Below are 19,904 nucleotides of genomic sequence, written 5' to 3' on the forward strand. Positions count from 1 at the left end.
TCAGATGAATGAAACGATTGAACATTTATTAAACCACCGCTCGATCCGGAAATTTAAGGAACATCAACTCGACGAACAGACGATTGAACTATTAATCCAATCTGCCCAGGCTGCTTCGACGTCTTCTTATCAACAAGCCTACGCAATTGTCGGAATTGAGGATTTAGAAAAAAAACAGCAACTCGTAGAAGTAGCGAGTGGACAAAGTTATGTAGCAGATAATAGCTACTTCTTCGTCTTCTGTATCGACTACCATAAACATATGTTGGCAGCAGAGATTGCGAATGGCTCAGTCGCTGACACAGTCGAAACGACGGAAGCGTTGATTGTCGGAGCGGTTGATGCAGGACTTGCCGCACAGAACCTTGTCGTAGCAGCAGAATCATTAGGATACGGGACAGTTTATATCGGTTCACTTCGTAATGACGCTCGAAAAGTGAGTGAACTTCTTGAGTTGCCAAGTCACGTCGTACCGTTATTTGGTGTTGCAGTCGGTTTGCCGGATCAACAGTCAGGTAAAAAACCCCGTCTTCCGATGGAGGCAATCTTCCATCGTAATACGTATACTAATGACAACAAGATGCGTGAGTTGCTAGAACAGTATGAGGCAGAAACCTCGTCATATTATGGAGAGCGGACGGATGGCGCACGAACTGAGGGATGGGTCTATCAAATGGCTACCTCGATGAAGGAACCGAAACGGACGTATCTACGTAAGTTCTTACAAGATAAGCAGTTATCGCAAGACTAAAACGGAGGTACTATTATGGATGAGTTTCAATCAGGTCGTTCTCGACTAGAACGAAAACGACAGGAAGAAGAGCAGATGCGACGTACTTCGACACATACACCAATTGAGCATCGAGCAGACCAGCGAATGCGGATTGACGCCTCACAACGGCAGAATCATCGATACGTCGAGGATGGACCAACTTTGACGTCGCGTTCAGTTCAACAAAATCACCGGGGCTCGCAGAAAAAAACACGGACTGGTATCGGAGGACGACTTTTCACCGTAGTCAGAAGGTCTGCCAAGCAAGTCGGAACGATTATGGCGGAGCGGACACGGTCGAATCGACGTAAAAATGGACGTTTGGAAGAAAAGGTACCACGTGAGACGAGGCAGGATGGTTTAAAGAAACAACCTGTTGAGAGAAAGAAACGTCGCTTCAAAACAAAAATATTTGGGCTGCTCTTAGTTCTATTGATTGGCTTTATCCTGTTTGCCTCACAGCCGTTTACCTTTTTATTGATCGGAAGCGACGCAAGACCCGGAGAATCGCTACGAGGTTCACGGTCTGATTCACTATCCGTCATGCAATTCGTACCGTTATCACGGACGATTCAGTTAACGTCGATTCCACGTGATACGTATACACCCATCAGTTGTGAGGATGGGAAAAAAGATAAAATCACGCATGCTTTTGCGTTCGGTGGGGAATCGTGTACGCAAAACGCCGTCAGTGAACTACTTGATGTAGACATCGATAGCAAAATCGTTATCTCTTTCGATAGTTTCATTGGTTTAGTTGATCAAATCGGCGGGATTGATCTTGTTTCGACAGGAACATTCTCGGAGCAAGACGCTAGCGGAAAAGCGAATCAATATGCGTTTCAAAAAGGAAAGGAATACCATATGGATGGAGCGATGGCTCTTGCCTATTCTCGTCACCGAAAAACAGACAATGATGGGGCACGAGCCAATCGTCAGTCAGAAGTCATTCAAGCTGTAGCGACGCATCTGTTGAAGCCGACAGGCTGGACTAAAATTTCATCAGCACATGCTTATATGAAAGAGGAGATGAGTTTAGACATCAGTTACCGTCAAATGGCGACAGCAGGCTTAGCCCTGGCATTGATGTCTGAGCGAGAATATCTTGAAATTGACGTTGTCAGTGATCGATTGAATGGCATTTTCTATGATTTCCCGGATGAAAAAGCCCTGACACAATTGAGAGAAAAATTACAGACGACGTTTTACGGTGTACTGGCGAATGACTGACATTAAAAAAATAGGTTCCTTTTTGAAAGGTTTCCTTCTCCCTATTGCGGGTATAAATTGATGTACGCAGTTGCGCTTTTGAGAACGGAAGATATCATAGCTGAAGACCTGTCCATATCTTCAATATTCATGCTTCTTTGGCCGGAATGAACATATCTTTGAGTAGGCGGCTTAAAAGACGACGTACCGAAATCCGAACACCTAATCGTCGGGATGATGAGAATTCTTGATTGCTTTTTGATATTTTTAACAGGAGTAAGCGATGAAGGAAGCTCTTATCTGCATAAGTATGAGTAGTTCAATAGAGGTGACTAGCTTATTGAGGAGGGACCTAGCATATGAATGTATTAGTTGTAGGTGCATCAGGTACAATCGGAGCTCGCGTCGTCAAGTCGCTTGCGAAAGGTCATCAAGTCACTGTCATCGTTCGACATAAGCATCTCGTCGATCGCTTCGAAAAACTCGGTGTCAAAGCACATTACGTCGACATTGAAACTGAGCTTGAAAAGGTCATTGATCTCGGGGTGGCAGGTCAAAATGCTGTGATTTGTGCAGCGACCGCGGGTGTCGATGGTGAAGCGACTGAAATTGAGTTGCTCGATCGAACGGTTGCTTTAAAAACGATTGATGCTGCGAAAAAGGCACGTGTCCGTCATTTTGTCCTCCTCAGTGCCTATGGCGCTGATCGACCAAATCAATTTAAAAAAGAAGTCTATCCATTCTATGCCGCAAAAAATGCGGCAGAAGAGCAAATTGAGCATAGTGGTTTGACGTATACAATCATTTGTCCGGTCAACATCGTTGACGGAGAAGGTCTTGGACTAATCGAAGCCGATGAGGATTTAAAAGATGTAAAAGATGCAACGATTTCTGAAATTGATGTCGCGTCGATTTTGGCGGCATCGGTCGATAATCGGGCACTTTTCAATCGACGTTTAGAGGTGAAACAAGGAAAAACGTCACTAAATGAAGCGCTTGGTGGAGACGAATCGTTTGAAAGCATTAAAGACAATCGTCGGGTTAAACAACAACTTCCTCGCTATAACTGACAGTAAAAAAGGATGTATATAAACGAGCATATCACTTCCGGGGAAAATGGAAGGGTATGCTCGTTTTTCATAGATTCAGAGGCTGATTCTGCTACACTAATAGAAAGAGGGAGTGGACAGCAGTTGAAAAAATATTTACTATACGTGATTGTCGGGTTAGCGATTAGTGGGATTGCATATAAAAGCTATGACGCCTATAAAGCACAACAGATTAAAGAATTTACTCAAGCGACGCAACAAGCGCAAGGCGGATTAGAGATTGGAATGAAGGCACCAAATCTCAAGTTGGAACAGGATGGAAAAATGGTGGAACTATCTGATTTGACGAATCGATTGATCGTAATCAATTTTTGGGCGACCTGGTGTCCACCATGTAAACAAGAAATACCTGAACTGAACGCTTTTTCTAAAGCGGTGGACGTGCCCGTCTATGGCATCAACGTGACGACATCCGAACGAAAGGTTTCAGATGTAGCCGATTTTCTGAAAGAGACTCCTGTTGATTACGGGGTGCTCTATGATACGCAGGGCCAATCAGAAAATGCTTATCGATTAGTCGCGATGCCGGCGACTTACGTCATTGATACGGATGGAGTCATCGTCGCAAAACACATTGGTCCTGTTACATCAAGTATGCTAAAAGAGATGGTAGGGAAAAAGGGAGGATGAGGGAATGGAGATTCACTGCCGCGACTGTTCTTATCACATCGTCGCTGAAATCGGTCAGCGGGAGGAATGGGGGGAATTCCCTTCGATGCTAACCTATGGACTAGAACAGTACAGAACAGCATTGCCTTTTTTATTCGTGCCGCCTTATCAGGAACCACTCATTAGCCGAGCGCACATCGATGATCAAAACCGGGCGATGTTAATTAAGAACTATCATGCACATATCGATGCAATTGAAGGCGGGTGGGTCCCGCATCAATACGATTTGTTTCAGTGTCCCTGTTGCGATACGATTTCAACACGCTTTTGGTGTGCACTCTTCATTCCTTCAGCTATCATCGAACCGATTCATCGCTGTGAACGAGATGAGACAGTACTACATCGAATTTCGATTGACGATTTGCACCAAGCGAAGTGTCCCGAATGTAGGCATCAATCCTTGTACGTAAGGAATGATTAAACGCGAAAAAGCCATTTAGAAGATGGAAAGACTGACGTGGGCAAGGACGCTCAAGTAGTCAATTCATTGTCTAAATGGCTTTTTAATTATCATCAACCCATTTGCCGAAAGGAAAACGTCTGAAAGGACGATTGGGATGTACTCGATGCATCAATTGAATACGTTGTACCATCAAAAAGTATTGTGTCACCTAATCGTGCCTCAGTCGGTAAATAGCGGCGAGGGATAAAACTTGAACCGTTCTCCCAGAGAAGAACAGCATATTTACCATCAAGCCGTTCAAGCGTACCACGTTTGATCATATTGGACTCCTCCTACAATTACATCGAAGGCAACCATTTTAAAAGGGTTGCAGTATCTCTCTCTAGTTCTCTGTAATTTTAATCTTATGTTTGGTATATTCCCACTTCGTTTTATCTTTACACTTATTTATCTAAATTAGTCGAGAATCGCTTGAATATCCCTCTTTCACATATAGAAGTGAGAAAAAAGAGGCATACCATTCGACTTATGAATGGTATGCCTTACTGATAATAGATTTACGTCACGCGACACTTTTCGTGACTTGTTTTTTTGTCGGTCGTGTAAAGGCGAAGATGAAAGTGAAGAGGGGAGATAAAATTAAGAAAAAGGCAAATGGCACATACGATGTGACGGGCACACCGAGTGTCGAGGCAAAGAATGCCCCGGATACACCCCAAGGAATCAAAGGATTAACAAGTGTGCCGCCATCTTCAAGCGCACGGGATAAAAACCGTGGGTCAATTGACCGTTCTTCAAAAATTTTCTTGAAGGCTTGTCCCGGTAATAAAATAGACAAGTATTGTTCACCTGCCATGAAGTTAACGCCGATTGCAGCAAGTGCAGCAGACGAGATGATACTCCCGTCACGTTGCAGTTTCGAAACGGTTTTTTCGATAATGACATCGATGACTCCGATACCACGTAAAACACCGCCGAACGCTAACGCGAGCATGACGAGGGAGACGGACCACATCATTGATTGGATGCCACCTTTACTAATGATGCTCGCAACCGTTTCATTCGTTGTTTCGAGCTTGAGACCATTTTGGATGACAGACATCCATTGCGCGATGTTCCAATTTCCTTGAACGAGACCTGTGAGTAATAATCCGCTTAAAACGCCTGCAATCAATGTTGGAATGACTGGCATCTTCCGAATAGCGAGTACCATCACGAGAAGCGGAGAAAGCAATGTCCAAGGAGATAAGCGGAAAAGGCTGTCGAGTGCTTGTTGTGTTGCTCCAATCGCTTCTGAATCAATTGATCCTTCACCTCGTCCAAAAATAAGGAAGAGAACAAATGTGATCGCGATAGCAGGAATCGTTGTTCCCATCATAAAACGAATATGATCAAAAACAGAGACGTTGACGATACCTGGTGCGAAATTCGTCGTATCCGATAAAGGAGACATTTTATCTCCAAAACAAGCACCGCTGATGATTGCACCTGCAGCAAGGGCGGGATTGACACCAAGGACGACGGCGATTCCCATCAAGGCGACACCGACCGTACCAATTGTAGTAAATGAACTGCCTGTAAAGGTCGAAACGATCATCGCGATGATTAAAGCGGTTGGCGCGAACCAGGTCGCAGATAATGTCGACAAGCCATAATGGAGCAAGGTTGGAACGGCACCACTCATCATCCAGACGGCGATTGTCATGCCGACGAGTAACATGATTAAAATCGGTTTAATCGCTTCTCGAATACCGTTAATCATATGTTCTTCAAGTTGACTGAAAGGGAAGCGGCGATACACGGCATACCCTACAACAAAAATAAGACTGGCGAGTATAGCGAGATGTGGTTCGGCCTGTGCACCGAATAATGCGGACAATAAGATAATGATACTAATTCCTAGGATAGCTGCGGATTCACGAAAGGACATGCGCATGCTTCCACCTCCTTATATCTTTGTTACGTTTATGCTTGTTTGCTTTTATGTGTGAAAGTAATGAACAAATGCAATCTTATCGAAGATTCCTGACTGCGTCAACTAAGAAAGTTTTACAGCATGTAGACAAAGTAACATGGGGTGAAAAAAGCTTTTCCCTTTTTCGTTGCTTTCCTCAGGCGAGGGCAAGGCTGACCCTACGGACAACAAGCAGGGTCTTGTCTACATCTGGCAGGTCGTGTTAAAAACGTACTTTTTCCCGTAGGAATCAACGGAAAAGCGACGCTTTTTAGGCCGTAGCACAGGGAAAGGCAAACCGTACAGCCGTTTTAGAGCGCGCTCGGTCTTGAATCGCTTTAAATTGCGAAAGCAACTTTCCGCGATCTCCGGCAGCTTTGAAGACGAGGTGAGGCAAGGAAGCGTGAACGGACAGCATTTCCGTGTAGAATTTTTGCTTTTCATAAGAGTTTGTCTACATCCTGAGTTTTATTTAGAAATATAACCAGGAATACAAAAAAATGTGACGATTTTTTGTCGTAAACGCTTTCTTTTTTATAAAAAATCTTGCACAATAAGAAAGTAGTGATGTCGATTTTGTGAACAAGAGGAGGATACATATGTTTACAGCGATTTTTGTTGTTGTTATTGCTTTGATGGGGGCAAGCGTTTTTGGAATCGATCATCTCGTCGCACAACGTGCTGAAAAAAGATGAGAAACATGAACTAAAAAGACTTTGACCAGTTACATCTTACTGAAAGGTGTCATCGGTCAAAGTCTTTTTTTGTTTATAAATTAATAAAAATACATTTGACAGTATAAATATACATATGTTTAAATCAGTTTATCATTATTAACGAAGGAGTATCCGACATGAAATGTACAATCATAGGTGCGACGGGATATACAGCAGTCGAATTGATACGAATGATTGAGCAACATCCCCATTTAGAAATCGTCTCTCTCGTGAGTGATTCGAAGGCAACTGAATCGATTACGGAAATATACACATTCATGAATAAAAAAAACTATTCCCTCTTACAGGAGTTCTCACTTTCCCATTTAGAGGAGGTTGGAACGGAACTCATTTTTTTGGCGACTCCAAGCGGAATTTCAAAACAGTACTTAGAGCAGCTGAGAGATTGGAAAGGGAAAGTCATCGATTTGAGCGGCGATTTACGTCTCGACCAAATATCATATGAACATTGGTACGAAAAACCAGCGGTCGAGCCAATGATTCAAGCAACAGCAACATACGGACTATCAGAATGGAACCGTGAAGCGATAAAAACGAGTCGTTTGATTGCCAATCCAGGGTGTTATGCGACGGCCGTACTCCTGGGTCTCCTACCATTTTTAAAAGAACAGGTCATCGAGCCGGTGCCGATTATCATTCATGCCAGTTCAGGGTTATCGGGAGCCGGGAAATCCTTTAGCGAACAGACACATCATGTGCGATCGAATGAAAACATGCGTCTGTATAAGATGAATCGCCATCAGCACATCCCCGAAATCGAATCGGTCATTCAAACCGTGACGGGGCAAGACGCCATCGTTTCGTTCGCGACACATTTAATTCCAATCAATCGCGGAATCATGGCGACGATGACATTGACTCCACGCATCAATAAATCGGAAACGCAATGGCGTGAGTGGCTCCATGCATTTTACGAGAACGAACCCTTCGTCCGAATTAACGGAAATGATCCGGAAATTAAATCGGTCGTCGGCAGTAACTACTGTGATTTGACGATATACGCTGACGCGAGAACAGGACATCTGACAGTCGTTTCAGTCATTGATAACATGCAAAAGGGTGCAGTCGGGCAAGCGATTCAAAATGCGAACTTGATGTGCGGATATGAGGAAGCACTCGGTTTGACCCAGCAACCATTATTCATTTAAAGGAGGAACGAACGTGTTGAACTTACAAACCGTGTCACCGTTGACGCTGACGACACCAAAAGGCTTTAAGGCGACAGGTATACATGTTGGACTCAAACGAAAACGGAAAGATTTAGGCTTGTTGGTATGTGAAGGAGGAGCGAGTGCGGCGGCTGTCTATACGACAAATCAAATGCAAGCAGCACCGATTATAGTGACAAAACAAGCGATGGAAGCCTCAGAGGGGCGTATTCATGCCATTTTAGTCAATAGCGGGAATGCTAACGCCTGCACCGGTGAATTAGGTTTGACCCATGCCTATACGTCGCAACACGCAATCGCGAATCACTTACAGATTAAACCGGAACAAGTCGCAATCGCATCGACCGGAATCATTGGTCAAACGTTGGCGATCGACACGTTAGTAGCTGGAGTCGATCAACTGGTGGCGAGTGAGGCGGAAGAAGAAGCGGATGCTTTTGCCCATGCGATTTTAACGACTGACACAGGTATCAAAACGGCCGGGTATCAATTTTTGATGAATGGAAGTGAAGTTTCGATTTGCGGTGTTGCGAAGGGGTCAGGAATGATTCATCCAAACATGGCGACGATGCTCGGATTTTTAACGACCGATGCGACCGTCGAACCAAACGTCCTGCAAACGATATTAAAACGCTCAATCGACCGGACGTTCAATTGCATTACGGTCGATGGTGATAGTTCAACCAATGACATGGTCATGATGTTAGCGAGTGGTGCGGCAAAAACGCCGACAATCATGCTTGATACGCAAGAAGCGGAGCAGTTTGAGCAGGCGGTCACGCATGTCTGTCAAGAACTTGCGAAGCTCATTGCACGAGACGGAGAGGGCGCAACGAAGTTGATTGAAGTAACGGTTCAAGGAACGGACGAAGAACGATTGGCACGAAAAATCGCCAAACAAATCGTTGGTTCTTCGCTCGTTAAAACCGCGATTTTCGGAGAAGACGCGAACTGGGGACGAATTGTAGCAGCAATCGGAAGCATCGATGAACCGATTGATGTCTCGAAAATTGATATTCGGATTGGTTCACAGTGGGTCTTACGACAGAGTATGCCGATTTTGTTCGATGAGACACTTGCTTCAAATGAACTTGCGGCGGATACGGTAGCGATTGAAATCGATTTAAATAGTGGGTCGGCCGTCGGACGTGCCTTCGGATGTGATTTGACGTACGACTATATCAAAATCAATGCGAGTTACCGGACATGAAACAACGAAAACTGATCAAACTCGGTGGGAGTATTTTTGAACAACTCGATTCCCGTTATTTTAAAGAATGGAAAGACTGGTGCGATGCTGGTCACGAATTAATCATCTTGCATGGTGGCGGCCCCGCTTTATCAGCTTATTGTGAAACCTTAGAAATCGAATCCGTCTTCCGGGAAGGCGTCCGTGTGACGACCGAGGAGGTCTTACTCGGGGCAGAACGTGTCCTCGGGGGCGAGGTTCAGTCAAAAATCGTTTATCAGCTCAATCGATCAGACCTACCTGCAGTCGGATTGACGGGGATTGACGGGGCAAGCATTGGCGGAGAGCAACGACAAGGGTTAGGGGCAGTTGGTGATATTCGCTTCGTAGATAAAACCTTGTTTGAAACGCTACTCGGCGCAGGCTATATTCCGGTCGTGACGTCGCTGATTACCGGTCCGTCCGGTGCGCTTAATAGCAATGGCGATACATGTGCGATTGCCGTCGCAAACGCACTCGATGTCGATGCGTTTGAGCTATTGACGGATGTCGAAGGAGTCCGGTTAGATGGTGCTTATCAAGCAGTCGTCACGCGAGAAATGTTGGAAGGCGGCATAAAGACAAATGAGATTCATGGTGGCATGATTCCGAAAGTAGAAGCGGTGATTGAAGCATCAAAACAAGGGATTCCAGACGTTCGGATTCGGTCCGGGAAATACGTGACGAGTCAGGGGACTCGCGTCAAGGAGGAAACAGATGAGCGCATTACTACCAACTTATCAACGTCATAATATCGAATTAGTCGAAGGGACGGGATCGTTCGTCAAAGATACGCAAGGCATCACGTATCTTGATTTTATGATGGGGATTGCCGTTTGCAACACGGGACATCGGCATCCTTACGTAGAGCAACGCCTCAAAGAACAACTTGGTCAGCTTTGGCATACGTCAAATTTATTTGAAAGCAGTAAGCAGGAACGTGTCGCGACGCTACTGACGGAGAACAGTCACTTGAGTCATGCTTTCTTCTGTAACAGCGGAACAGAAGCGAATGAAGGTGCGTTTAAATTAATTCGCAAATGGACGCAAAAAACAGAAATCTTGTCATTCAGCCAATCGTTCCACGGGCGGACATTCGCGATGATGGGAGCGACAGGTCAAGAAAAAGTCAAAGAAGGCTTCGGTGAAATGGTAGCGGACTTTAAACACCTCGTGTTCAACGACTTAAGTAGTTTAGATGCCATCACGGAAAAAACGGGCGCCGTTTGGCTTGAAATCATCCAAGGTGAAGGTGGTGTCATCGTTGCGGACGATGCTTGGTTGGAGGCGTTAATGAAACGGACAAAAGCGTATGGCGTCAAAATTGTCGTCGATGAGGTCCAAACGGGGATTGGGCGAACTGGATCACGTTTCGCTTTTGAACAGACGCCACTAAAACCAGATATCATTACAGTCGCGAAAGGGCTCGGAAGCGGTTTTCCGGTTGGAGCGATCATCACGACTGCGGAAGCGGCAACCATATTTACACCGGGGACACACGGCTCAACATTTGGCGGGAACCCGCTAGCAATGACAGCAGCGGAAGCGACACTCGACCTTCTCTTAACAGACGAGCTTTTACACGAGGTGCAGGAGAAAGGAAATTACTTGATGAGAAGACTCGCAGCAGAGTTGCCTGAAACAAGTCTGCATAGTGTTCGAGGACGTGGTTTGATGATTGGAATTGAATTCGAACGACCGGTCGCTGGAATTGTCCAAGCGCTTCAACAAGTAGGGATGCTCGTCGTCAGTGCCGGACCACACGTAGTTCGTTTATTACCGTCTCTATTTGTGACACGACAGGAACTAGATCTTGCGCTAGAAAAAATAAAACAAGTCTGCCAACAGGAGGTCATGGTATGAACGGGATAGGTACATTAACGCTTGCAAATGGGACAACGTATTCAGGAGAGCTGGTCGGTACATCATCCGCTAAAGGAGAAGTCGTCTTTTTCACCGGTATGACCGGTTATCAAGAAGTATTGACGGACCCCTCTTACCGTGGACAAATCCTTGTTTTCACGTATCCGCTAATTGGGCAATACGGAATCGCCCATGATGAAGCAGAAAGTAATCAGATTCAAGTCGCGGGTGTCATTGTTCAAACGCTCGCACAAAACGGAGCACGAACGGATTTTGCCGACTGGTTAGCAGAAGCGGATATACCTGTTCTGACAGGAGTCGATACACGGGCGCTTGTCCATCAACTTCGATCATCTGGCGATCAAATGGGAAGTATTGAGGCAGACGCTCTACACGAGAAACGCCATCAGACAGGAATCGCATCCGTCTCCGTCAAAACGATGAAAACATATGAACTCGAGAATGCTGATGGACATATCGTTTGTCTGGATTATGGCGTCAAAAAATCGATGATTGAAGCTTTACTGGCACGGGGTATGCGCGTGACAGTTGTTCCATTCGATACAGAAGCGTCCGCCATCAAAAGATTGCAACCGGACGGGCTGTTGTTCTCGAATGGTCCTGGAAATCCGGATCAACTTGAACCATTTCTCTTAGAAATTAAACAGCTCGCGATGGATTATCCGACGCTCGGCATTTGTATGGGGCATCAAATCATCGCGAAAGCCTTCGGCTGCCAAATCACGAAACAACATCACGGGCATCGGGGGGCAAACCACCCCGTCCGTCACCTTGCTTCCGGTCGTGTTTTCATGACCTCGCAGAATCATGGGTACGTCGTTGAGGCAGAGAGTGTTGCGGCGTCAGAGCTAGTTACGGCATACGAACATATTAACGATGGTTCGATTGAAGGATTGATTCATCCATCGCAACCAATCATGACAGTGCAGTTTCACCCAGAAGCAAATCCGGGACCGACAGAAGCAATGGTCGTGTTTGATCAATTCGTCGCCTCGGTTTTATCACAGGAGGTAGCCCATGTTGGATAACAAAAAAGTCATGGTCATTGGATCGGGACCAATCGTCATTGGTCAGGCGGCGGAATTTGATTACTCCGGAACGCAAGCATGTCAAACACTTCGGGAAGCGGGCTGCGAGGTCATTCTCATGAATTCGAATCCGGCTACGATCATGACGGATCCGTCGACGGCGGATCAAGTATATATCGAAGCGATGACACTCGAAAAGGCGACAGAAATCATCGAACGAGAACGCCCGACGCATTTACTTGCGACCGTTGGAGGACAGACAGCTTTGAACCTGTCGCTCACGCTGGATGAAGCGGGCATCCTCGAGCAATATGGTGTTTCGCTGCTCGGAACATCGCTCGAAACGATTCGGGACGGAGAGGATCGTGAACGTTTCAAACAACGGATGATTGAATTACATCAACCACTCCCGGATAGTCAAACGATTGAAACGATTGAGGAACTGGAGAATTTCATGGAGGACCACGGTGTACCCCTTGTCATCCGTCCTGCATTCACATTAGGGGGAACCGGTGGTGGAATCGCGACGACGAAGGAAGAAGCACGTACGCTTGCGATGAACGGTCTGCAAGCAAGTCCGATTTCCCAGTGTTTGGTCGAAGTCAGTATCGCAGGTTACAAGGAAGTGGAATATGAAGTGATGCGTGATGCATACGATACGACGATTATCGTTTGTAACATGGAAAACATCGACCCAGTCGGTGTCCACACGGGTGACTCGGTTGTCTTTGCTCCAATCCAATCAATTTCTGATCGAATGAATCAACTTCTTCGGACCGAGGCACGTCGCATCGTTTCCGTACTCGGTGTGATCGGTGGTTGCAATATCCAATTCGCGATTCATCCGACAGAGCACCGGTATTTCGTCATCGAAGTCAACCCGCGTGTCAGTCGTTCTTCCGCCTTGGCCTCGAAGGCAACAGGGTATCCGATTGCAAAACTAGCGACACGTCTTGCGCTCGGTGAACGCTTGGATGACTGCATCAACCCTGTGACGAAAGAGACGATGGCGAGTTTTGAGCCGGCACTCGATTATATTACGGCGAAAGTACCATGTTTCCCATTTGATTTATTTTCAGGGTGTGACCGTGCGCTCGGAACACAGATGAAGGCGACCGGTGAAAGTATGGCAATGGGGAAAACGTTAGAAGAAGCACTGCAAAAAGCATGGCGTGGTGCAGGGGTCGAACAGGCACCACTCTATCCATCGTGGATGCGTGAGGCGACGAGTGAGCAGTTGTGGAAAGAAATCACGACTCCAACCGATTTACGGTTGTTGGCGATGCTCGCCTTGCTCGATCGTCAGGCGACGACGCAGGACGAACTAGCGGCACAGACAAGTATCCAACCGCTCTTTTTAGAACTGTTTGCTCGGTTGCTGACGATGCGCGACTCGCTCGACCTGACGAAACCTGTTTCCATTCAACAAGCGAAACGGCACGGTTTTACCGATCAGCAGATTGCTGACATCACAGGTGTGGCAGCGGAAGATGTCCACGAACTGCGGATAGCGCATGACATTACTCCCGCCTTCCAAATGATTGACACGTGCGCAGCAGAATTCGTCAGTACGACTCCTTATTACTACGGAAGTTGGTCTGGGCGAACTGAAGTACTACCATCGAATCAACAAAAGGTCGCAGTCATCGGAGCGGGTCCGATTCGAATCGGACAAGGCATTGAATTTGATTACTGCTCCGTCCATGCGGTCCGCGCTTTACAACGTGCCGGGTACGAAACCATCATGATTAACAACAATCCGGAAACCGTTTCGACGGATTTCGAAGTGGCAGATCGCCTCTACGTTGAGCCGTTGACGATTGAGGATGTCGTTCATGTCTTAGAAGCAGAACAATGCCAAGATGTCCTTGTTCAGTTCGGGGGACAGACGGCAATCAGCTTAGCAGCCGATCTCGAAGCACGTGGGTATCAGTTATTAGGCACGACCTCAGACACGATTGATGCGATGGAAGACCGCCACCGGTTTTACGATTTTCTCGATCAATTAGACATCAAGCATATTCCGGGAGAAGAAGTCATGACAGTTGATGCATTGAAGAAAACTGTGATGGCACTTGGTTATCCTTTAATCGTTCGTCCATCGTATGTGATTGGCGGGAAAGGGATGCATATTTTAAACGACGACACGATGTTAGAAGCGCTTTTACCATCGCTGACATTCCCCGTGCTCCTCGATGCTTACATCGCTGGTCAAGAGTTTGAAGTCGATTGTATTTCAGATGGGACGACGAGTTACGTTCCAATCATTATGGAACAAATTGAGGCGGCAGGCGTTCATTCAGGTGACTCGACGATGGTTCTTCCGCCAAAGTCAGCCTCAGCTCAGCTACAAAATGAAATCGAGCGGATCTCTAAAAAAATCGGTCAGCATCTCTCATACCGTGGAGCGTTCAATATTCAATTCGTCGTCACGGGACAACAGATCTATGTTCTAGAAATTAATCCTCGCGCGTCACGGACATTACCGATCGTCGCGAAGGTAACGGGACAACCGTTACTTGAATGGGCTGTAAAGGCAGCAATCGGTCAAAAAATCGAATTGCCGTCAGAGCGGATGGAACTCTCTTTCCATGCGGTCAAGACACCGGTCTTCTCGACGTTGAAACTGACACATGTCGATCCAAAAACGGGTCCGATCATGCGTTCGACCGGAGAAACGTTACAGTGGACAGAAAATGGTCATGCAAAGGAGCGTTTCTTATTCGATGAAACAACGAAACGTCACATGACCAAACCTGCGCATACGATTGCTGGTCACGGGACAGAAGCGTGGGGACAAGCGACGCCGCTCGGAGATTTCCCTGTGTTTGACGAGTGTGTTGCCTTTTTTTCTTTCATTCCTGAAGAAAAAGGACTCCGGGAACAAGCCCTTGCAAAAGGCGTTCATGTCATTACTGAGCAACATCTAGCCGAATATTACGAAGCGGTTCGTGATTGTGCATCGATTCCAGTCAAACCGTTAAGCGAATGGATGATCAAGCAAAAGGAGTGGATGAAAGGATGAAGACGAAGCACAAGTTACAACATATGTTGACGCTGGAAGAATTGACGGCTGAAAGTTTAACAGAGCTACTTGAGCTTGCAAAAGCAGTCAAACAATCCCCAAGCGACTATCAAACGGCACTGGCGGGAAAAAAGGTTGCGCTCTTATTCGAAAAAGCATCGACACGGACGCGGATATCATTTGAAGTCGGTGTCGTCGAACTAGGCGGATACCCGGTCGTCCTAAGTGGTGCTGACATGCAAATCGGACGCGGAGAACCGTTAAGCGATACGATCAAAGTCATGAGTCGTTACGTAGATGCATTGATGATTCGGACGTTTGCCCATGAGACGGTCGAAACGCTTGCTACGCATGGAACGATTCCCATCATTAACGGCCTGACGGATCTACATCATCCGTGCCAAGTACTTGCAGATTTGCTGACGATTGAAGAACACTTAGGTTCTCGTCAAGGCAAGATTTTGACGTATATCGGTGACGGAAACAATATGGCGCACTCCTTATTGCTCGGTGGAGCACTGAGTGGGATGGAAGTACGTATTTGTAGTCCTGATGCGTATGCGCCGAACGAAAAAATCGTTGCACAGGCGATAGAAATCGCGAAGGCGACAGGTGGAACAATCCAGCTCTTTACGGATCCCGTAGCAGCTGTAAAAGGTGCAGAAGTCATCTACAGTGATGTGTTTACGAGCATGGGGCAGGAGTCAGAGTCGATTGAGCGCCTGAATGCCTTTGCAGGCTATCAAGTGAATCTATCTTTGCTTCGCGAGGCAGCAGATGAAGTCATCTTCTTACATTGTTTGCCGGCACACCGTGGGGAAGAGGTGACGGCTGATGTCATCGATGGGACGCACTCCGTTGTGTTCGATCAAGCAGAAAACCGTCTTCATGCTCAAAAAGCACTGATGATTGAGCTGCTGGGCAAGTAAGTGACAGACGTTGGTTTGTTGCTTGAAAAATAAAATCAAAAAGGAATCTATCTTTCATGCGCTTTTCTCAGGGGAGGTGCCCTCTTGCCCTTTTCCTGTAGAAGTTGCGTGAAGCGAGTGTTTCCTTATCCTTTCTACAAGAGATGAGCTGCGTGTCCTAAATAAGCGGACGCCATGATTGAAAAGAATATGCATTGAAATGGCCGATGATCCCATGAGAAAAGGGAGTATCGGCCATTTGGTTGATGTAGGACGGAAACGTCCGTTGTGAAAATCGATATCGGAGTGACGCATGAGTCAGTCCCCCTTTTCCGGTGAAAGAGACGAAGGGAATTAATCGAACTGCCGTCGTGCGAGACGGGCTTCATGCTCTTTATTGACCTGTCGTTTATTTTTTTCATGGAGGCGATGCATGAAGGGAGTTCGTTGCCAAGATGCAGACCATTCCGACTCTTTTCCGGCACGGAGGCCGAGAATATAATCATAACTATGATGTAGACGTTCAATCATATCCGTCCGCACATCACAGATATGTCCATGACCTGGTACGAGCAATTTCACCTCGTATTCATAAATGAACGATTCAAGTAGTTCGAGCGTCGTTAAATATTCCGTCGAGTCATGTTCAATCAAGGGGATTTCAACATCTGACGCATAATCCCCGCAAATGAGTAAATTCATTGGCATGACGACGAAGGATAGGTGTGTTTCTTCATGCCCCGGCGTCAAAAAGAAAATAAGTTTAGTCGATCCGATGGTGAGTGTTGTTTCCGATTCTTCAATGATATGCGTGATCTCCGGAAAGAGGACAGGAGAATCGATATAGTATTCATCATTAAAATTTTGAACTTCTTCTAAAGCGACTTGTGTGTCAGTTTCGATGAACCGACGCGATGCAATCGCGATGGCGTCTTTAAAAGCATAAGCTCCTAAAATATGATCAAAGTGAGCATGGGTGTAAACGATATAGAGCGGACGTTCATGGCGGATGATTTCAACATCTCGGCGAATCGTCGCAATTTCATCCGGCAACCAGCCGGGGTCGACGACAATCAAGCAATCCGGCGTTTCAATCAAGGTTGAAGTTGTTTTCATCAATGTACTTTGATAGACGGTCACGCCCGGCATCTTCATCTGGATCATGAAATCCCTCCTTTTATATCGAACTATACCCTGAAACGATGAGGAATTACCCTAGAAGACAACAAAAAAGACGGCTTGCATCGCGCAAGCCGCCTGCCCTCTAGAGGGATTATGGTCGTTGACCTATGTTATGTCTTAAAATTGGAGCGGGTGAAGGGAATCGAACCCTCATCATCAGCTTGGAAGGCTGAGGTTTTACCACTAAACTACACCCGCATGAGTGCTACATGAAATATAGTAGCATAGCAAAGCAGTTATTTCCATAACTTTTATGAAAAAAAGCTATTTCGGTTGATTTTATGTGTACAATAATAATAGCTAAATCGTTTACATGAGCTTCCTGTAACGATTGTGAATGGCTGAAGATGGATAGAGGAGCGTATGAGTAGTGAACAAAGTTCAAGTTTGGAGCGAACAGCCGATGGGAAAAGGATGGAGGGCACAATGCCATCATCAAATCGATCGTCATCGCTTCACGACAGGAGAGTGGTTCCTTAACGCAAGCTTACTTGCCTTTTCGATTGAACAGGATGCGGATATGTTACCGGACGTGCTTCCGAACGTGTTGAACATCCCGCTGGTCTCTGAACGGATGAAACAGGCGCTTGAACAGTTTACACCGTTTTCTGTTCAATGTCTTCGGGTTCAACTTCAAACGAGATCGGGATGGAGCAACTACTATCTCATCAATATACTAGCGGTCAGACGGGTGGAACATCTACATAAGACGAACATTTTCCGACCGATCGGAAAAAAGTATGTCTACTTCATGACAGAGCGACTCGTTCAAGATTCGCTCGGTGTCCATCATCTATTACGAGACGAACTGACAGATCGAATTTTCGTCTCCAGTCAGCTAGCACGGTATTTAGAACGATTAACCGTGACCGGGATACAATTTGACGAGATAAATCGAATGGAGGAATTAATATGAAACAATACACGGTCGATAATTGGATTACACTTGAATATCCACAAGCATTTGAATATCAAGAAGAAGAGACTTTTGTCAGTTTTTATTCGACAGAAGAAAATGCGATGGGAACCTTACAACTTTCGATTTATGAATCGGAATCGGAGGAATTGACGCCATTCGAAGCAGCCGAACAAGAAATCAACCTGTTGGTTGAAGAATTTGATATCGAATTGACGAGTCCACTTGAAACGCGTCGTAATTCAACAAAAGAAGCGTTGCTCGCAGTAGATGGAAAAGAGGAAGGAATTTTCCTTCGCATCTTTGCGTATTCAGATGGAGAACGCCTTGTATTATTAACGTACTCAGCGGATCGCGAATCGCTCGAGTTAGAAGAAATCGAAACAATCATGACATCTTTAAAATGGATTTCTTGAATTGAAAAAGGTGCTAATTCAAAACGATTCCCTTCACAATTCTTTGTGATGGACCGTTTCGGCCTTGGCATAAAAAACGCCGATGATCCCGTTTTTCATACGGAGTCATCGGCGTTTTTTTGCTTCATCTCGTTCATGATGACTGGATGCACACTTGGTTCCCGTATGCAAAAAGCCCTTTTTCTTTGAAATACAGTAAACAAGTGTTTCGCGCACTTTTCAGGGGTGACACGCCAACATGCTCTTCACTCGTCCTAAAAGTTTATTTACAGCCGGAGCTGACGTTAACGTCAGCTCTTTTTGTTTCGAATAAGCGCCCTGTTAAGAGCCCTGTTTTCGAATGGAAGCAGGATATGGAGCATTGATATGATTATTCAACCAACCGGCAATGTCTGCGAACACACGAATGCGTTCGAACTCATGGAAGAGTTCATGACGTAAACCGCGATAGACGGTCAGTTGAGTATCTTCAACGCGAACGCGATTGTAGGCATCAAACAATGCGTGAATTCCTTTTCCATCAAAGGCGACCGGATCATCTTCTCCGGCGACGAGTAGAAGGGGGAGATGCCGTGGGTGCTGATAAAGATTTGCTAGCGCATTGACGGATTTGGTTGCCGTCAAGAGCTCATGGAAAAATCCGAGTGTTACGGTCTGCCCTGAAAGTGGATCTTCATCATACCGCAAGACGGATTGTGGGTCCGAGGATAACCAGGCATTCGACGAAAGGGCGGGGAAAAAACGTAAGTTGTATCGACCGAATACAGCACGCCCCATCCCTTCAGCTGGTTGTTTGGCGGAAGTATTAGCAATCAACCGTTTGACGAGTTGTTTACTGACTGTTCCTGAAACTCCAGCATCGGTAGGTGGACCACTGGCGATGACGCCTGCTAGCACATGCCCAAGCGTTTGACCAAGGCGGCGTGAGATGAGGGAACCAAAACTATGTCCGAATGCGAAAACCGGTAATTCAGGATACTGTTGCTTAATATCTTGTACGAGTTCCTCTGCGTCCTGAATGAGTTGTTCAAACCCTTGGTTCGGCTCTAGATGACCGAGGGCATCTTGCTGCTGCGCACGTTCACCAAAACAGCGAAGATCGGGAATGAAAGTATGGAAGTGGTGAGCATTGAGAAATTCTGCGAATTCGTCATAGCGTGCCCCGTGTTCCATCATGCCATGGAAAACGATGACGACTCCCTTTGGTGCTTGTGCTTCTAGGATCCGCATATTTGTTGTATAGCCATCAGAAGCAATCCAGTGTGTATGATTAATTGTCACATGTCTCATCCTCT

18 protein-coding genes and 1 tRNA gene are annotated in these 19,904 nt (G+C 46.1%); 14 read left to right on the forward strand and 5 right to left on the reverse strand.

Annotated elements, in window-relative coordinates:
- Positions 1-4: 4 nt before the first annotated feature.
- From nfsA to KNP98_RS10525, 5 genes are all read left to right on the forward strand, one after another.
- Positions 5-751: an oxygen-insensitive NADPH nitroreductase gene (gene nfsA, locus KNP98_RS10505; protein WP_088836363.1), complete on the forward strand. Its 747-nt coding sequence runs from the start codon at positions 5-7 to the stop codon at positions 749-751.
- Positions 752-766: 15 nt separating this feature from the next.
- Complete coding sequence (locus KNP98_RS10510; protein ID WP_214766688.1) at positions 767-2,002, forward strand: LCP family protein; 1,236 nt, start codon at positions 767-769, stop codon at positions 2,000-2,002.
- A 338-nt stretch (positions 2,003-2,340) separates the two neighbouring features.
- The gene (locus KNP98_RS10515) at positions 2,341-3,051 is read left to right on the forward strand and encodes an NAD(P)H-binding protein (RefSeq protein WP_029332690.1); all 711 of its coding nucleotides are present in this window, start codon (positions 2,341-2,343) and stop codon (positions 3,049-3,051) included.
- A gap of 123 nt (positions 3,052-3,174) precedes the next feature.
- Entirely contained in the window at positions 3,175-3,720 is a 546-nt protein-coding gene (locus KNP98_RS10520; RefSeq protein WP_088836364.1) for a TlpA family protein disulfide reductase, read from the forward strand.
- A gap of 4 nt (positions 3,721-3,724) precedes the next feature.
- Entirely contained in the window at positions 3,725-4,180 is a 456-nt protein-coding gene (locus KNP98_RS10525; protein ID WP_088836365.1) for a hypothetical protein, read from the forward strand.
- 92 nt (positions 4,181-4,272) lie between these two features.
- Here the strand turns inward: KNP98_RS10525 and KNP98_RS10530 are convergent, their stop codons facing one another.
- Together KNP98_RS10530 and nhaC are read right to left on the reverse strand one after the other, a co-directional pair.
- Complete coding sequence (locus KNP98_RS10530) at positions 4,273-4,482, reverse strand: DUF3006 domain-containing protein (protein ID WP_029332693.1); 210 nt, start codon at positions 4,480-4,482, stop codon at positions 4,273-4,275.
- Positions 4,483-4,724: 242 nt separating this feature from the next.
- Positions 4,725-6,098 (reverse strand): Na+/H+ antiporter NhaC, encoded by a 1,374-nt coding sequence (gene nhaC / locus KNP98_RS10535; RefSeq protein WP_214766686.1) that lies wholly within the window; start codon positions 6,096-6,098, stop codon positions 4,725-4,727.
- A gap of 871 nt (positions 6,099-6,969) precedes the next feature.
- Here nhaC and argC point away from each other — a divergent pair.
- From argC to argF, 7 genes are read left to right on the forward strand one after another with little or no spacing between them, the layout of a single operon-like run.
- Complete coding sequence (gene argC, locus KNP98_RS10540) at positions 6,970-8,001, forward strand: N-acetyl-gamma-glutamyl-phosphate reductase (protein ID WP_088836367.1); 1,032 nt, start codon at positions 6,970-6,972, stop codon at positions 7,999-8,001.
- Between the two features lie 13 nt (positions 8,002-8,014).
- Entirely contained in the window at positions 8,015-9,232 is a 1,218-nt protein-coding gene (gene argJ, locus KNP98_RS10545) for a bifunctional glutamate N-acetyltransferase/amino-acid acetyltransferase ArgJ (RefSeq protein WP_214770047.1), read from the forward strand.
- On the forward strand, positions 9,229-10,002 hold the full coding sequence (gene argB, locus KNP98_RS10550) for an acetylglutamate kinase (protein WP_088836369.1): 774 nt from the start codon (positions 9,229-9,231) through the stop codon (positions 10,000-10,002). The genes argJ and argB overlap by 4 nt, the downstream gene beginning before the upstream one ends.
- Positions 9,968-11,113 (forward strand): acetylornithine transaminase, encoded by a 1,146-nt coding sequence (locus KNP98_RS10555; RefSeq protein WP_088836370.1) that lies wholly within the window; start codon positions 9,968-9,970, stop codon positions 11,111-11,113. The genes argB and KNP98_RS10555 overlap by 35 nt, the downstream gene beginning before the upstream one ends.
- A complete protein-coding gene (locus KNP98_RS10560; RefSeq protein ID WP_214770044.1) occupies positions 11,110-12,162 on the forward strand; it encodes a carbamoyl phosphate synthase small subunit in 1,053 nt (350 codons plus the stop codon). Before KNP98_RS10555 ends, KNP98_RS10560 begins: the two co-directional genes overlap by 4 nt.
- The gene (carB, locus tag KNP98_RS10565) at positions 12,152-15,187 is read left to right on the forward strand and encodes a carbamoyl-phosphate synthase (glutamine-hydrolyzing) large subunit (RefSeq protein WP_214811407.1); all 3,036 of its coding nucleotides are present in this window, start codon (positions 12,152-12,154) and stop codon (positions 15,185-15,187) included. Before KNP98_RS10560 ends, carB begins: the two co-directional genes overlap by 11 nt.
- Complete coding sequence (argF, locus tag KNP98_RS10570; protein ID WP_088836373.1) at positions 15,184-16,116, forward strand: ornithine carbamoyltransferase; 933 nt, start codon at positions 15,184-15,186, stop codon at positions 16,114-16,116. Before carB ends, argF begins: the two co-directional genes overlap by 4 nt.
- Positions 16,117-16,449: 333 nt before the next feature.
- Here argF and KNP98_RS10575 read toward each other — a convergent pair whose 3' ends face one another.
- Both KNP98_RS10575 and KNP98_RS10580 read right to left on the reverse strand, forming a co-directional pair.
- The gene (locus tag KNP98_RS10575; protein ID WP_029332702.1) at positions 16,450-17,259 is read right to left on the reverse strand and encodes an MBL fold metallo-hydrolase; all 810 of its coding nucleotides are present in this window, start codon (positions 17,257-17,259) and stop codon (positions 16,450-16,452) included.
- Between the two features lie 142 nt (positions 17,260-17,401).
- Positions 17,402-17,475: transfer RNA gene (locus KNP98_RS10580), tRNA-Gly, on the reverse strand.
- A 172-nt stretch (positions 17,476-17,647) separates the two neighbouring features.
- Here KNP98_RS10580 and KNP98_RS10585 point away from each other — a divergent pair.
- Together KNP98_RS10585 and KNP98_RS10590 are read left to right on the forward strand one after the other, a co-directional pair.
- Positions 17,648-18,193 (forward strand): imm11 family protein, encoded by a 546-nt coding sequence (locus KNP98_RS10585; RefSeq protein WP_235195200.1) that lies wholly within the window; start codon positions 17,648-17,650, stop codon positions 18,191-18,193.
- A complete protein-coding gene (locus tag KNP98_RS10590; RefSeq protein ID WP_088836374.1) occupies positions 18,190-18,609 on the forward strand; it encodes a hypothetical protein in 420 nt (139 codons plus the stop codon). Before KNP98_RS10585 ends, KNP98_RS10590 begins: the two co-directional genes overlap by 4 nt.
- A gap of 321 nt (positions 18,610-18,930) precedes the next feature.
- Here the strand turns inward: KNP98_RS10590 and KNP98_RS10595 are convergent, their stop codons facing one another.
- Positions 18,931-19,899, reverse strand: a complete 969-nt coding sequence (locus KNP98_RS10595) for an alpha/beta fold hydrolase (RefSeq protein ID WP_088836375.1) — start codon at positions 19,897-19,899, stop codon at positions 18,931-18,933.
- Positions 19,900-19,904 lie beyond the last annotated feature (5 nt).

The organism is Exiguobacterium sp. s127 (assembly GCF_018618695.1).
Classification (GTDB): domain Bacteria; phylum Bacillota; class Bacilli; order Exiguobacteriales; family Exiguobacteriaceae; genus Exiguobacterium_A; species Exiguobacterium_A oxidotolerans.